The organism is Cupriavidus sp. CER-90 (genome assembly GCF_057652055.1).
On the sequence record NZ_JBYGYM010000002.1, the window covers coordinates 2,342,315 to 2,356,709 of the forward strand.

General features: G+C 59.7%; 9 protein-coding genes. 8 read left to right on the forward strand and 1 reads right to left on the reverse strand.

Annotated features, from left to right (window positions below):
• Nucleotides 1–44 precede the first annotated feature (44 nt).
• The gene (locus tag AC24R4_RS21370; protein ID WP_487523574.1) at nt 45–1,205 is read left to right on the forward strand and encodes a tyrosine-type recombinase/integrase; all 1,161 of its coding nucleotides are present in this window, start codon (nt 45–47) and stop codon (nt 1,203–1,205) included.
• A gap of 319 nt (nt 1,206–1,524) precedes the next feature.
• Here the strand turns inward: AC24R4_RS21370 and AC24R4_RS21375 are convergent, their stop codons facing one another.
• Nucleotides 1,525–2,325, reverse strand: coding sequence for an NYN domain-containing protein (locus AC24R4_RS21375; protein WP_487523575.1), 801 nt, complete (start codon nt 2,323–2,325; stop codon nt 1,525–1,527).
• Between the two features lie 175 nt (nt 2,326–2,500).
• Here AC24R4_RS21375 and AC24R4_RS21380 point away from each other — a divergent pair, with 175 nt between their 5' ends.
• The 7 genes from AC24R4_RS21380 (at nt 2,501) to AC24R4_RS21410 (ending at nt 14,394) form a co-directional block, all read left to right on the forward strand.
• On the forward strand, nt 2,501–2,917 hold the full coding sequence (locus tag AC24R4_RS21380; RefSeq protein WP_487523576.1) for a hypothetical protein: 417 nt from the start codon (nt 2,501–2,503) through the stop codon (nt 2,915–2,917).
• A gap of 200 nt (nt 2,918–3,117) precedes the next feature.
• The gene (locus AC24R4_RS21385; protein WP_487523577.1) at nt 3,118–3,246 is read left to right on the forward strand and encodes a hypothetical protein; all 129 of its coding nucleotides are present in this window, start codon (nt 3,118–3,120) and stop codon (nt 3,244–3,246) included.
• Nucleotides 3,247–3,316: 70 nt separating this feature from the next.
• Nucleotides 3,317–4,039 (forward strand): hypothetical protein, encoded by a 723-nt coding sequence (locus AC24R4_RS21390; protein ID WP_487523578.1) that lies wholly within the window; start codon nt 3,317–3,319, stop codon nt 4,037–4,039.
• Nucleotides 4,029–4,592 (forward strand): BREX protein BrxB domain-containing protein, encoded by a 564-nt coding sequence (locus AC24R4_RS21395; protein WP_487523579.1) that lies wholly within the window; start codon nt 4,029–4,031, stop codon nt 4,590–4,592. Before AC24R4_RS21390 ends, AC24R4_RS21395 begins: the two co-directional genes overlap by 11 nt.
• Before the next feature lie 34 nt (nt 4,593–4,626).
• Nucleotides 4,627–8,088: a BREX system P-loop protein BrxC gene (gene brxC / locus AC24R4_RS21400; protein WP_487523580.1), complete on the forward strand. Its 3,462-nt coding sequence runs from the start codon at nt 4,627–4,629 to the stop codon at nt 8,086–8,088.
• Between the two features lie 74 nt (nt 8,089–8,162).
• Nucleotides 8,163–11,558, forward strand: coding sequence for an Eco57I restriction-modification methylase domain-containing protein (locus AC24R4_RS21405; protein ID WP_487523581.1), 3,396 nt, complete (start codon nt 8,163–8,165; stop codon nt 11,556–11,558).
• Nucleotides 11,551–14,394, forward strand: coding sequence for a TrlF family AAA-like ATPase (locus AC24R4_RS21410; protein ID WP_487523582.1), 2,844 nt, complete (start codon nt 11,551–11,553; stop codon nt 14,392–14,394). Before AC24R4_RS21405 ends, AC24R4_RS21410 begins: the two co-directional genes overlap by 8 nt.
• Nucleotide 14,395: the final 1 nt, after the last annotated feature.

Sequence of the window (14,395 nt, forward strand, 5' to 3'; positions counted from 1 at the left end):
GGCAATCCCGTGTGCAATAGTTTTGCACATGGTGTGGAGAGCACATGAGCATAATTAAACTTCCGAGCGGCCGCTGGCGGCTGCAGATTCGGCGAAAGCATCTGAAGGTCGACCAGGTCTATAACACGGAAGAGGCTGCCCAGGTCGCGGAGGCCGAATTGCTTGAGCGACACAGTGGGAATGGCAAAGGGCTGACGTTGAAGCAGCTCTGGGAGCGCTACATCCTCTCTCAGCAGTTCGACGACAAGGCGGAGAAGACTCGGAAGACTGAGCGTGGGCGTATTCAGCCGGTGCTCCACAAGCTGGGCGATTTCGCAATTGATGAGCTGGAGGCGAACACGGGGCTCATCTACGACTACATCGATGCCCGCCGACAAGTTATTTCAAAGCGCACGAAGAAGCGTATGAGCAATACGAGCGTCCGGCTTGAAATTGCGGCGCTGTCGTCCGTAGTAGCGTATGCGGTGAAACGCAACCTCATCCGGCAGAATTTCGTCGCAAGCATCAGCAGGCCGACGACGAAAAATCGTAAACGTCGGGTTGCTCCTAGGGAGCAGGGGAAGCTAGCGATTTTCGCCCGAAACGGTGACTCAAGAATTGCCAAGGCGGCGCGCTTTCTGCTTCTTATTCGGCATCTTGGTTGTCGCCCGGGCGAGCTAAACAAGCTGCTCCTGCGCAATATCTCAATGGAGCATCGGGAGGTGCTTTTCCCAGACACCAAAAATAAGGAGGATAGGTGCGTGCACGTTACCTCCGACGCCGCTACGTTGCTGTATCTGCAGCTCGAAGATGTGCCCGATAAGAGCAAATACCTGTTTTCAACATGGTCGCACCGCAAGCAAGATTGGGTGCCATACAACTACGCACACGGTGTGAATATACTTCGAGAGTTGAAGGTCATTGAGGTGGACTACATCGCGCATGCTGGTCGGAGAGAGTTTATTAGCCGGGCCATTGAGTCAAGCATGCCACTGACAACAATTAAAAAGCAGACTGGTCATAAGACGACACAAGCGCTGGAGATTTACGACCAGGGATTGTCGACCGCACCAGAGATACGAACGGCACTCGACGCCCTGGCTGCGAAAGTCAAAGACGAGAACCTGATGGGCGTATTTGAAGCTGCCGGGCTGACGCCTGAGCAGAAGGAAAAAGTGCTGCGCATGATGAATAAAGACGGCTGGCAAACCGTCTGGCCGAAGTGAAGGGCGGCCAGGCGTCCGCCTAACGGGCGACCAGGACGCTGCCCGAGCACGTCGCTATGCGCTCCTTGGTCACGCGCCACATCATGAACGCAGCACCTTCTCTAACGGCGCAGCGCCTGGACCTGGATGCCTACGCCAACGCCGGCGAATGCAAGTCATCCCGACTCGCCGAGCCTAACTGAACCCGAGCCAGCGGAGCCTGAACGTCGCGGGTACCTACAAGCAACTGTGAAAAATTCCTTCTGACCAAGACGAACTTGGTGGGAAGGACGTGTGTCTGCTGTCAAGCTCCACCACTTAGCCCCCACACAGCCCGTGTTTATCTCGGCTTCAGGTAGAGCTGCTTCTGCTCACGGCCTGGCACACTTCGCTCGTCAGTAACGAATATGTCCTGCCGTGACTTGACTAGGTCGGACAGTTTCTTGAAACCATACACGCGGGAATCAAAATCGGGCTGCAACTTCGTGAGGTAACTACCAAACGTACCCAGATGCGCCCAGCCGCTTTCGTCGGATGATTGTTCCAGTGCCGAAAGCATGAATTTCCGCGGGAGCTGCGGCTTCTCTGGCGTCGCGGCGGTTGTTACCCGGATTGTCGTACCGGAGGCCGCGGCGAGCCCAGCCGCTTCGGTGTTTGGGTCGGATACTTTCTCAGGTTCCGGCTGTGTTGGCCGCAGAACCTCGGTGAGGATGAACTTGTGGCACGCGTTGCGGAACGCGTCCGGCGTCTTATTCTCTCCAAAGCCCATCACGACCAAGCCCTCTTCCCGAAGCCGGGTTGCGAGGCCCGTAAAGTCACTGTCGCTGGTTACCAAGCAGAACCCATCAAAGCGACGAGTGTAGAGCAAGTCCATCGCGTCGATGATGAGAGTGCTATCGGTGGCGTTTTTGCCTGTGCTGTAGGCAAACTGCTGCACAGGCTTAATGGCGTACTTGTGAAGCACCTTCTTCCACGATGCGCTGTTGGGCGAAGTGAAGTCGCCGTAGATTCGCTTCACAGTGGCCTCGCCGAATCGGGCGACCTCTCCAAGAATCCCCTCGATGACGGCAGCCTGCGCATTGTCCGCGTCGATGAGGACGGCCAAGCGTAGCGTTGGTTCTTCGGCTTCGATTTTGGCCACAAGTCTTGGGGATGACATCGTTCGAGGGGAAATTGAGATTGGGCTTCCAGAGTAACGCAATTCCCTTGCTCGATGGCCCAAGTCGCGTGACCGCGGGGATGTAAATCATCCCGTCTCCCGACGCCTATACCTCAGTGCAGGAGACATTCCTGCGTGAGGACATAGGAGAAGGCAGGTGCAAACTACTGAAATGCTCCACTGCCCTGTAACGGGCACGCGCGGCCCGGTGCCAAATACGGCAGCAGCATGGCGTGAGCAGTATCGACACGCGAACTGGGTATTCAACCCATGGACCGGCCGGCGGCGTTCGCTGTGCGATGTCGAGCAAGACCCAAAGGGATTCCTGCTGGTTCCGTCAGTCGACGAGCCAACGGCGGAGAGCGGGCGTCACTTCCTGCAGATGCTACGAGCAGAGGGGGCGCTGGGTCAGTACAAGCTCAGAGGATGGGCTGGCAGACTTGACGCCCAGGGTCTCATCGTTGTTCTACACAAGGGGGAGCAGTCTTTGACCTTCCGGCTGACGGAGCCGAAAGATGAAAGGCGCTACTACCAGTTGTTGCGCCTTGAGGTCCTACGACACGCGCTGCAGTAACTCACGCCCGCCTTGTGCGGGCTTTTTCTCGTCTGCCCAGAGACGATGCCGTCACCCCCATGATAGGATGGCGAATTGCTAGCGTTCTGCTAGCGTTCTGCTAGTGGGAAAGCGCAATGGCCGTTGTCAAATCTCAAGTGGTCAGTGTCAGGGTGGAGCCGCACATCAAGGCGGCGCTACAGTCGGCCGCCGAGCGGGAGATGCGTAGCCTGGCTAACATGGTCGAAGTCATGGTGGTGGCCTATTGCCGCATGCAGGGCTACCCGCTGGACGGGGTTCCCGACGACGCGCTACCCAACACGATGGCGAGAGAGTCGCACCGTGACTGAGTACCACGAGTCTATTCTCTTGAAATTAGGCTTCCGGTTTGGCATTAATGGTCCGCATGCTGCTCGGACCATGATGCTGGATGACCTGCGCCTATTGCTGTCGCACACCCCGCAGCAGGCCGCGCGGGCGGACTACGTCGCCGCGGTGGTCGACGACAATGTATTGGGCAAGCCCACTCGCAAGGCGCGAGAGCTCGCGCTGCGCCACCTTGCGACGCTTTACGCGCTGGACCCCATCAATCCTATTTTTCGTGCACTGCGCCGACTGTGGCCGTTGGAGGAAGGCGCGCAGCCGCTGCTTGCGCTGGCCGTTGCATTGGCACGCGACCCGCTGCTGCGTGGCACGCAGTCGTTTGTTCTGGCGCAATCCCCAGGTGCGGCCGTCACACGCGAAGCTGTCGAGGAGTTTCTCCGCGTCAGCCACCCGGACCGCTTCAGCCCCGCATCGCTGAAATCGTTCGCGCAGAACGTTGCTGGCACCTGGACCGCCGCCGGCATGCTGAATGGACGCGTACGCAAGACACGAGCCAAGCCTCAATTGCACCCGGAATCCATCGCACTGCTGTTGTTCCTGGGCTACCTCGAAGGGCGCACTGGCCAGCGGCTTTTCTCATCCGAGTGGATGGCCTTGCTGGATGGCTCACCAGATGAGCTGGAGGCGCTTGCGAGCTCGGCATCTCACCGAGGGCTGCTCGTTTTCATGAACGCAGGCGGCGTGAAGGAAGTGCGCTTTCCCGGTTACCTTACCCCCGAAGAAGAACGGATTCGTCAGGAGGCTTCGCATGTCATCTAAGGTCGCCAAACTGGTGTCCGCCTACCGCCAACATCTCACAGTGCCCTGGCAGGCAGGGCTTGCGGCTATCCAGCGCGTCATCTTCGCGGTCTATGACAAGACCGATGAGTTGCGCCTACGCGCCAATGTCGCCGAGTTCGAGCTCGCCACACAGCAAGGTGGCAAGCAATGGCTGCTGTTGGACGTGACTAACGCCTTTCCAGAATGGATGGCGGCGCAAGAATACCGCGACGCCTACTTCGAGTCGCCCGAGGACTTGGCGGGCTACCAAACTGGCGAACTCACCGAATTCGTGGTTGACCTCAATACCAAGCTGAAGGCCCGCATCGCCGCCGAAGCCGGGCCCGACACGGTCGTTGCATTGTTGGGGGTCGGCACGCTTTTCGGCTTGGCGCGAGTTTCGTCAGTGGTAGAAGGCATCAAAGAAGCTGTCCAAGGACGGCTTTTGGTGTTCTTCCCTGGTGAGCACCATCCCGAGAACCACACCTATCGTCTGCTGGATGCTCGCGACGGCTGGAACTACCTCGCCGTACCGCTCCTCGCCCAAGACTGACAACCTGACACCAAGAACAAGATTAAGGACCGCCATGCTGAATAGGGAAATTTACAACAAGCCCCCGAAGGAAAATCGCCTCGTTAACAACGGCGTTGCGGAGGTCTCCGAAGACCACTCCGATGCTGCCCAAGCCATCCTGCGCTACGAGCTCGAGACCTTCGTCTGTGACGGCCAGTACGAGAAAGGTCTGGAGACCATCCTCGACAAATTCCTTCTCAACTTGGACGCGGGTACCGAACAGCCAGGCGTCTGGATTTCCGGCTTTTATGGCAGCGGTAAGTCGCATTTGGCCAAAATGCTGCGCACGCTCTGGACCGACTACCAGTTCGCCGATGGCGCCACCGCTCGCAGCCTAGCCAAGCTGCCCACAGGCGTATTCGAGCATCTGAAGGAGCTCAGTACCCAAGGCAAGCGTCATGGTGCCCTGCACGCAGCAGCAGGCAAGCTCGGCGCCGGTGCTGGCGACAAGGTGCGACTGGCCTTGCTGGGCATTGTATTCAAGTCTAAGGGGCTGCCGGAGCAATATAACCAGGCTCAGTTCGTCTTGTGGATGCAGCGTGAGGGCATCCTGCACGCAGTGGAAGCCGAACTCCAAGCGGCTGGTCGCTCGCTGGCTCAGGAACTGCCGCACATGTACGTGTCCAGCCACCTAGCCAAGGCGCTGCTGAAGTCCCGGCCTGACCTTGCCCACACCGAGGCCGATGCCCGCAAGCTGCTCAAGGAGCAGTTTCCCCAGGTCACCGATGTCACCAGCGAACAGATGACTACCGCGATTGCCGACGCCCTGTCGGTCGACGGCAAGTTTCCGCTAACGTTGGTCGTCCTGGACGAGGTGCAACAGTTTATCGGCGCCGATGCTGAGAAGGCTTTCCAAGTGCAGGAGGTCACCGAGACCCTGTCCAAGCACTTCAATGGCAAGCTGCTCTTCGTCGGAACCGGCCAGTCGGCGCTCTCCGGCATGCCCAATCTGCAGCGGTTGATGGGCCGTTTCCCGGTGCAGGTGATGCTCGGCGATTGGGACGTTGAGAATGTCACTCGCCAAATAATTCTTGCCAAGAAGCCCACCGCTCAACCTGAGGTGGAGCACGTTTGGCGGGCAAACCTGGGTGAAATCTCGCGTCACCTGCGTGGCACCAAGCTTGAGCATGTCACCGACGACGAAGACGTTATGACCTCGGATTACCCGCTGCTGCCGGTACGCCGCCGGTTCTGGGAACGGGTGCTGCGCACCATTGACACCACAGGCACTGTGTCGCAGCTGCGCAGCCAATTGCGCGTGGTGCACGAGGCCGTGCTGGACACTGCCGAAGCCCCGCTGGGACATGTGGTCTCGGGCGACTTCCTCTACGACCAGATTGCCGCGAACCTAGTCTCCACCGCCCAATTGCCTAAGGAGGTGTTCGAGAACGTTCAGCGCTTCGCCGCTGGGAATGCTGACAGCCAGCTCAAGGCTCGGCTACTCAAGCTCGTCTATCTCATCAACAAGCTGCCTCCCGATGCTGCTCTGGACATCGGCCTTAAGGCCACTGAAGACGCACTGGCCGACCTGCTGGTGACCGACCTCGCGGCTGGTTCCGCTGAGCTGCGCAAGAAGCTGCCAACACTGCTGGACGAGCTACAGAACAAGGACCGCCTCATCATGGCCTTGGTTGGTGGGAGCGGCACAGAGTACCGACTGCAGACCCGCGAATCCAGTGCCTGGTATGACGAGTTCCGTGCTCAAGAGGCCGAACTGAAGGCCGCGCCGCAGCGCGTGGAGCAAAAGCGTTCTGACCTGCTGAAGGCTCGCTTCGGCGAGGTGCTGAAGAAAGTACGCGTGGTGCAGGGCAAAGACAACGTTGAGCGCCGACTCACGCCCACCTACGACGACACCCTGCCCAAGGACAACACCAAGAACCTCTACCTATGGATACAGGACGGCTGGCAGGCGGAGGAGAAGTCCGTTATCGCAGAGGCCCGGGCCAAGGCAGCCGACAACCCAACATTGTTTGCCTTCCTGCCCGCGCAGCACAAGACTGAGCTCGCCAATGCTATCGTGGCCCTGGAAGCCGCGCGTACTACGCTGCAGAAGAAGGGCAGTCCCTCCACCGAAGAAGGTCGCGACGCCCAGCGCTCAATGGAGAGCCGTCAACGCGCCGCGGAGAAGGAGCTAACTGAACTGCTGGACCAGCTCTTGGGAGGCGTGCGCGTCTTCCAGGCTGGCGGGCAAGAAGCGCAGGACGGTAACGACCTGGCCGACCGCATCAATCGCGCCGCCAAAGCTTCTGCTATTCGCTTGTACAACCAATTCGATGCCGCCGACCACGACCAGTGGAGCAAGGTGCTGGACGATGCACGAAAAGGCAATCTGGAAGCCCTCAAGGCCGTGGGGCACAGCCAGGAGGCTGACAAACACCCCGTGTGCCAAAAGCTGCTCAGCTACGTCGGTCCTGGCAAGAAGGGCGCGGAGATTCGAGACAACTTCGAGGCCCCGCCCTATGGCTGGCCGCGCGATGCCATCGATGGCGCGCTTTATGCCTTGCTGGCGGCTGGCCACCTCAAAGCCAGCGATGTCACTTCCAAGCCGGTCGATGCCAAGAGCTTGGACCGCGCCAAGCTGACGCAGACGAGCTTTCAGCGGGAGAGCGTGAACATCACGCCACCACAGCTCATCAAGATTCGCTCACTGTTCAGCGCTGTGGGTGTACCGTGCCAGCCAAAGGAAGAGCTGACTAGGGTGCCCGCGCTGTTGGCCAAGCTGCGTGAACAAGCAGCCCGGGCTGGCGGCTCTGCACCCGCGCCACAAGCGCCCAAGCTCGCGGTCGTTGAATCCATCGAAGGCCAATCAGGGAATGCGCAACTGTTGGCGCTTTTTGAAGGTTTTGATGAAATCGTTGGCCTGTCCAAGTCCTGGACTCAAACTGCGGACGCTATCGCCAAGCGTCTGCCCGTCTGGCGCCAGCTCACCGAGCTGCTGCGCCACGCCAAAGGCCTGGGCCCCTATGCGGAACTGAAGGCTGAACTGGATGCCATCGAGGTTCAGCGTAGTCTGCTGGCTGAGCCGGACATGGTGCGCCCACTGCTGGACAAGGTCGTGGACCTCCTACGCCAAGCCCTCAAGGCTAAGCTCGATGCGTTCCAGAAGACCTTCTCGCAGCATCAGGCTCAACTGCAGGCCGACGCCGATTGGTCCAAGCTCACCGATGCTCAACGTACTGAGCTGACCCAGAACCATCATTTGGTCCCGCCGATTGCGGTGGCATTGGGTACGCCCGAGCAATTGCAGGACGCGCTCGACGAGTGCGACCTCGAGCACTGGGCGGCAAAAACGCAAGCACTCCCTAGCCGCTTCGAGGCGGCCCGCCATGCAGCTGTGCAGCTGCTCAAGCCTAACGTTGTGCACGTGACCGTCCCGCGCCGGACACTGAACGATGAGACAGAACTGAAGGTCTGGCTGGCGGAGGTGGAGGCCCTGTTGACCGCGAAGCTCAAACTGGGGCCGGTGGCACTCTGAAATCTATAGACCAGAAAGGACGGGGTAACTGTTGCTCGGAGCCCGCGTCACATCGCAGATACGACACAAACACTATGCCGACACACAGTATCAACAACCTGCCGCTGGCCAAAGCACCGCGTACGCAGCTGGAGAATACCGTCAAGGCCGCCCGCGATGTCGCCGAGAGGGGTGCCCGTGCCGCCCTGGACCAGATGGCGGTGGCAGAACCCAAGGCCCCTGACTACTTGACCGACGAGCTCAAGGCCCTCCGTCGCCGCCTGCGTGCACACGGCCGCGCCCTGGACGACGTGAAGGCTAAGGACGACACTCAGGCCCTGACGCACCTGGTGTGGGAAGTGGCGTATGAGCACTGGCACCGCATGCTCTTCGCCCGCTTCCTGGCCGAAAACGGCCTGCTGATGTGGGAGCCAGGTGCTCCTGTGTCGCTGGACGACTGCCTGGACATGGTGGACAACCACCCGGATATGGCCCTGGGCGCCAAGAGCCACTGGGAGCTGGCCGGAAAGCTGGCCGCACGTATGCTGCCGCAGGTGTTCAAACCGCACAGCCCGGTGTTCGAGCTTGCCTTCGCGCCCGAGCACCAACGCGAACTTGAGCGCCTGCTGGCAGCGCTGCCCCCCGAGGTGTTCAAGGCCAGCGATAGCTTGGGCTGGGTCTACCAGTTTTGGCAGGCCAAGCGCAAGGACGAGGTCAACGCTTCCGGAGTAAAGATTGGCGCCGACGAGTTGCCCGCAGTCACGCAACTCTTCACCGAGCCCTACATGGTGGACTTCCTGCTCCACAACTCGTTGGGTGCTTGGTGGGTGATGAGGCACCCCGGTAAGACCTGCCCGGTACCGCTGACCTACCTGCGCACACTGGAAGATGGCACGCCCGCTGCCGGAAAATTCGAAGGCTGGCCCGACCAATTGGCGGACTTCAAGCTTCTCGACCCCTGCTGCGGCTCGGGCCACTTCCTGGTTGCGGCGTTCCTGATGCTGGTCCCCATGCGAATGGAGGCAGAGGGCCTGAGTGCGATGGACGCGGTGCACGCCGTGCTGACTGACAACCTACACGGCCTCGAACTGGACGCCCGTTGTGTGGAAATTGCGGTCTTCGCACTGGCCCTGGCAGCCTGGCGCTTCCCGGACGAGAACGGCGACCCGCTAGGCGTGCGTGGCGACATGCCCGCGCCGCAGGTCGCGTGCTGCGGCGTGAAGGTGGCCGCCAAGCCCGAGGACTGGATGGCTCTGGTGCCGGATGATGCGCCCAACGCAGCCTATCTGCAACAGGAACTTCGCCTGCTGCACGCCAGCTTTGCGCAGGCGCCACTGCTTGGCAGCCTGCTGGACCCGGCACATAGCCTGAAGAACGACTTGGCCACGTCCAGCTTCGACGCGCTGCGTGAGCTTCTGGGGCGTGCCTTGGCCGGTGAATCGCTGGCAACTGCGAGAGGGACAGACGGTGAACTGGACGACGACGCCTGGGACTTGGCTGTATCCGCGCGAGGATTACTGGATGCCGCTCGGCTGCTCGACCTTCGGTACCATTTGGTGATAACAAATGTCCCGTACCTAGCCGCAGTCAATCAATCGGAAGCTTTAAAAGCTTTTTGCAAGAAGCGCTATCCGGACCAAAAGAATGACTTGGCTATGGTCTTTCTTCTGAGATGCCTGGAACTTACCCTTCGAGGGGCATTCGTTGCGCTGGTTACAAAGCAGGACTGGCTCTATAAATCCTATTATAAGAAGGCCCGCAAATCACTAATCTCCAATACGGAGTGGAGCCTGACGGCCTTCCTTGGTAGCCGCGCATTCGACACCATTTCGGGCGAAGAGGTTAAGGCGATTTTGACCATCCACCGAAATTCCCATCCGCCGCATCGACATAGTCTTCAACTCCTGACGGTGGCCAACGAAGAGTCATCTACGAAAAAGGCTGCCGGTCTACTCACCGCACCACTGTCCCCGCGTGAGCAGCAATCACTGCTTGGCGCACCTGACTATATCGTTTCTCTACAGGAAGCGGCGGCAGCCTCGCTATTGGGAGACCACTGTAGTTACCAGCAGGGAATATGTACGGGGGACTACAACCGATTTGGTCGCAAGTGGTGGGAATTTCCGCATAGAGAGAAGGGCTGGGTGTTTCAGCAAAGCACTGTAAACCGCAGCACGCTTTATGGAGGGCTGGAGCATGTCTTGCTCTGGGCTGACGAGGTCGGCAGTTTGAGGAACTTCGTAGAGGAGCGCGTGGGAGAGGAGCGTGTTGGCTCTTGGCTTCGAGGCGAGGACGCTTGGGGGCGAGTCGGCATCGCGGTTAGTTCAACCGGTGAGCTTGCGGCTGCCAGCTACATGGGAGGGCTTTATGACGACAGCACGATGGTTCTTGTGCCCCACGAGCCCAAATTGCTCCCGGCAATCTTTGCATTTTCTACATCGGACGAGTATCGAGAAAAGGTACGAGAGCTTGATAGCGCCCTCAAGGTCCGTAGCGCACTCATAAAGGTGCCATTTGATGTAGCTCGGTGGGAAGCTGTAGCCGAGGAGAGGTTTCCTGATGGTATGCCCCTTCCAAGCACAAATGACCCGACTCAATGGCTTTTCCACGGCCACCCGCAGCCTGCCACCGACCCACTTCAAGTGGCTGTCGCACGCCTAGTCGGTTACCGCTCGCCAGCCGAAACCGATTCATCGATGGAACTGGCCGACGAGGCCCGCACCTGGATTTCCCATTGTGAGCAACTGACCGAACACACCGACGATGACGGCATCGTCTGCCTGCCCTCGGTGCGCGGGGAGCCACCCGCGCACGAGCGCCTGCTCAAGCTGTTGATTGCTGCCTGGGAGACGGTGCAGTCCGGCAGCTGGAAGCCCGCTGTTCTCGACAAGATGCTGGCCGATGCCGACTGCGCGGGCAAGGGCCTGGATGTCTGGCTGCGTGACAAGTTTTTCGAGCAACACGCCAAACGCTTTCACCACCGCCCCTTCATCTGGCACGTGTGGGACGGCCTGAAAGACGGTTTTGCCGCGCTGGTGAATTACCACCGGCTCGATGCCAAGAACCTTGAGCGCCTCATCCACACCTATCTGGGCGACTGGATTCGCCAGCAGGAAGCTGGCGTGCGCGATGGTGTCGATGGTGCCCAAACCCGCCTGGCCGCCGCCCAGGACCTAAAGCACCGCCTAGAGCTCATCCTCGAAGGCGAGAGCCCCTATGACATCTTCGTGCGTTGGAAGGCGCTGGCTGAACAACCCATCGGTTGGAACCCCGACCTCAACGACGGCGTCCGCCTGAACATCCGCCCCTTCATGACCGCCGAGGCGCTGCGCCACAACAAGAAGCCCAAGCTCAACATCACGTGGGACAAGGACCGCGGCAAGGACGTTGAAAGCGCCCCTTGGTTCAAAGTGTTCAAGGGCGAGCGCATCAATGACCACCATTTAACGGTAGCGGAGAAGCTGGCAGCAAGGGAGGCAAGCCGTGACTGACTACCAAGGGATGCGGTGGTTCAAGTGCGACTTTCAGGTGCAGACACCCGAGGACGGCGCGCACTGGGGCGATGATGACACTCGATTGGGCGAGCCGCGCCGGCCGATGGTTGTGCCCACCCCCGATGCGAATGGCGTGGTGGGTCCGGCAAAATCGGACGAACAGCGCTTGCAGGAAGTTGCCCGCGCTTACCTGCATCGATGTCATGCGGTGGGCTTGGAGCTAATCGGCGTCACCGACCACAATTTTTCCCAAAGGACTGACCCGCGGGACTGGTTCCTCACCCACCTGGTTGAACAGAACAAGTCGGTGGCCAAGGAACTAGGGCGGAGGCCGCTCCATATCCTGCCTGGCTTCGAGGTCGACATCGGCTACCACGTGCTCTGCCTATTTGAGCCGGCAACGAAAGCCAGCCATGTGTGGCGGGTGAACAAGCTGCTGTGCAAGCTGGGATTGGATGAGAACGAGCGCTTCCGGCAAGGTCGTCCGATGCCGCTGCGGAGGAATGGCGCAAACGTCAGCCTGAAGGAGCTCATCGAACTGGTTCAAGTGCAGCACAAAGGCATTGTGATTGCGGCTCACTCAGACCAGAACGACGGGCTCTTGAATGACCCTCGTCATATGGAGGACTACAAGAACCAGAAGCTTCTGGCACTGGAGGTCACGTCTAGTCCGCCTACCAAACGGGTCCTTGACATCATAGAGGGCAGAGACAGAGCCTGGGCACGGTCGGACTGTCACCCAGCCTACGTGATGTCGTCGGATGCGAAGTCCCTCAAACAGGATGAGCATGGTGCGCCCGTCGCGAACTCGCTGGGTTATCGCTATACCTGGCTCAAGATGTCTAAGCCGTCCATCGAGGCACTGCGACAGGCATTTCTGGACCCGCTGTCGCGCATTCAGTTGCTTGGCCAACGGCCGAGCGATGCGCTGACGCATCCACGCATCACGAAGGTGGCGGTGACAGGAGCCAAGTTCCTGGATGACCAAGAGGTGCACTTCTCCGAAAGCTTCAATTGCGTCATCGGCGGTCGGGGCAGCGGCAAATCGTCGCTTCTGGAGTACATCCGGTTTGCTTTGAGCCAAGACGAAGGGGGGCCTGAAGCTAACGAGCAGGACCGCGGGCTCCAACGCAAGCGAAAGCAGTTGAGAGAGTCGCTGCCAGTGGCGGCAGAAGTGAGGGTGACGTTCGAGGTGGGCAACGGTGTTCGCGACACCTTGGTCTATCGACCCGGTCGAGCTGACGGACCGCAGCGCTGGCTGGATGGGCGCGAGGTTGCAGACCTGCAGACCGTGTTGCGTCAATTGCAGTTGCAGTTTTTTAGTCAGGGCGAACTGAGCCAGATGACCAGTGGCGTGCAAGGGCAAGCTCAAGTGTTGTCGCTCATCGACGCTGCGGTGGGCACCCCGCTGCTCGAGCTCAATGCCCAAGAGCGTGAACTTAAGGCGCGACTGAAGGCCTTGTTTCAGAGCACGCGGGACGCGGTGCGCCTGCAAGCTGAGTTGAGCGAAACCACGCAGGAAGCGGTAGAGTTGGAGCGCCAGCTCAAGGCGCGCGAGGCCGTTCAAGACGACTCCAGCCGGAACCAACTGGCTTTGGAGGCGCGCCGCAATCTTGAGAGGATGAAGGGTGCCGATTCACCTATCATCAAAACCATCGAACAGGTTCTGGCGGACTTGACGAAGCCGAATGACCCATTGCCTGCGACCGCTGGAGAGTGGCCCAATGCCAAATGGTTTGCGTCCACCTCGGAACGCATGCTGCAGGCAGGAACCGACCTGGCCACCGCCATCGGCCGCGCACTGAACGACTATAGGCAAGTTACTGCGACGTGCCTGAGTGCCGAAGCAGTGCAGCCGACGCTAGATGCCATCGATGCTGTCCAGGCACGGTTCAAGGCGGCCTGTGCTGAGCGTGGAATTCGCGAGGATGACATCGCGCGGATGCAAGAATTGGAGGACAAGCGGCAGGCGAAGTTGACGCTGGTCGAGGAACGTCAGAAGCGGTTGACGGATGTGCAGAAGGAAGCCGATAAGTTCCCGCAGGTGTTGGAAGAACTTCACGCGGTATGGAGAGCGCAGTTCGCTGCTCGCAGCGCGACGGCGACGGCAATTCAAGCTTCTGTCGCATCACAAACGGTGCACTTGGCTACCGCGTACATGGCCGATGAGGCGTCTTTCAGGACGACCTGGGCACGACTCGCACCACAAGACAAGCGCGGAAAGCTTGCGCGGCGGTGGGACGAAATTGGCGACGACCTGTTTCGTACGTGGCAGCAACGCGCTGATGCATCAGCGTGGGAAACGGTTGAGGCGGCACGGCAGGACCCATTGCTGCTGCAGGTATTGCTCACGGCCGGCTTCGAAGACCTTCACCAATTGTTGTTCACTCACCTGGATAGCGACAACGTTCGCCCATTGTGGGAGGACGTCCGTATCTCACGCGTGAGCGACGGCATCGATGTCCAGCTTCTTCGTGAGGACGGCACCTTAGCCGGCTCCATGAGCGGAGCGTTATCGGAGGGACAGCGCAATACGGTGCTACTGAACTTGATGTTGGCCCGTGGGGAGGGGCCAATCGTGATTGACCAGCCCGAGGACGAATTGGACTCGAGCTTCATTTATCGGACGCTGGTTCGGGACCTTCGCGCGGCGAAGAGCAGGCGGCAGTTGATTGTGGCGACACACAATGCCAACCTGCCCGTCAATGCCGACGCCGAAAAAATCTATGCACTGGAAGCACGGGATGGTCGTGGAAAGACACTTTCTAAAGGCGGATTGGACCGGAAAGACGTTGCGCAAGCGGTGCTTGACATCATGGAAGGCTCAGAGTAGG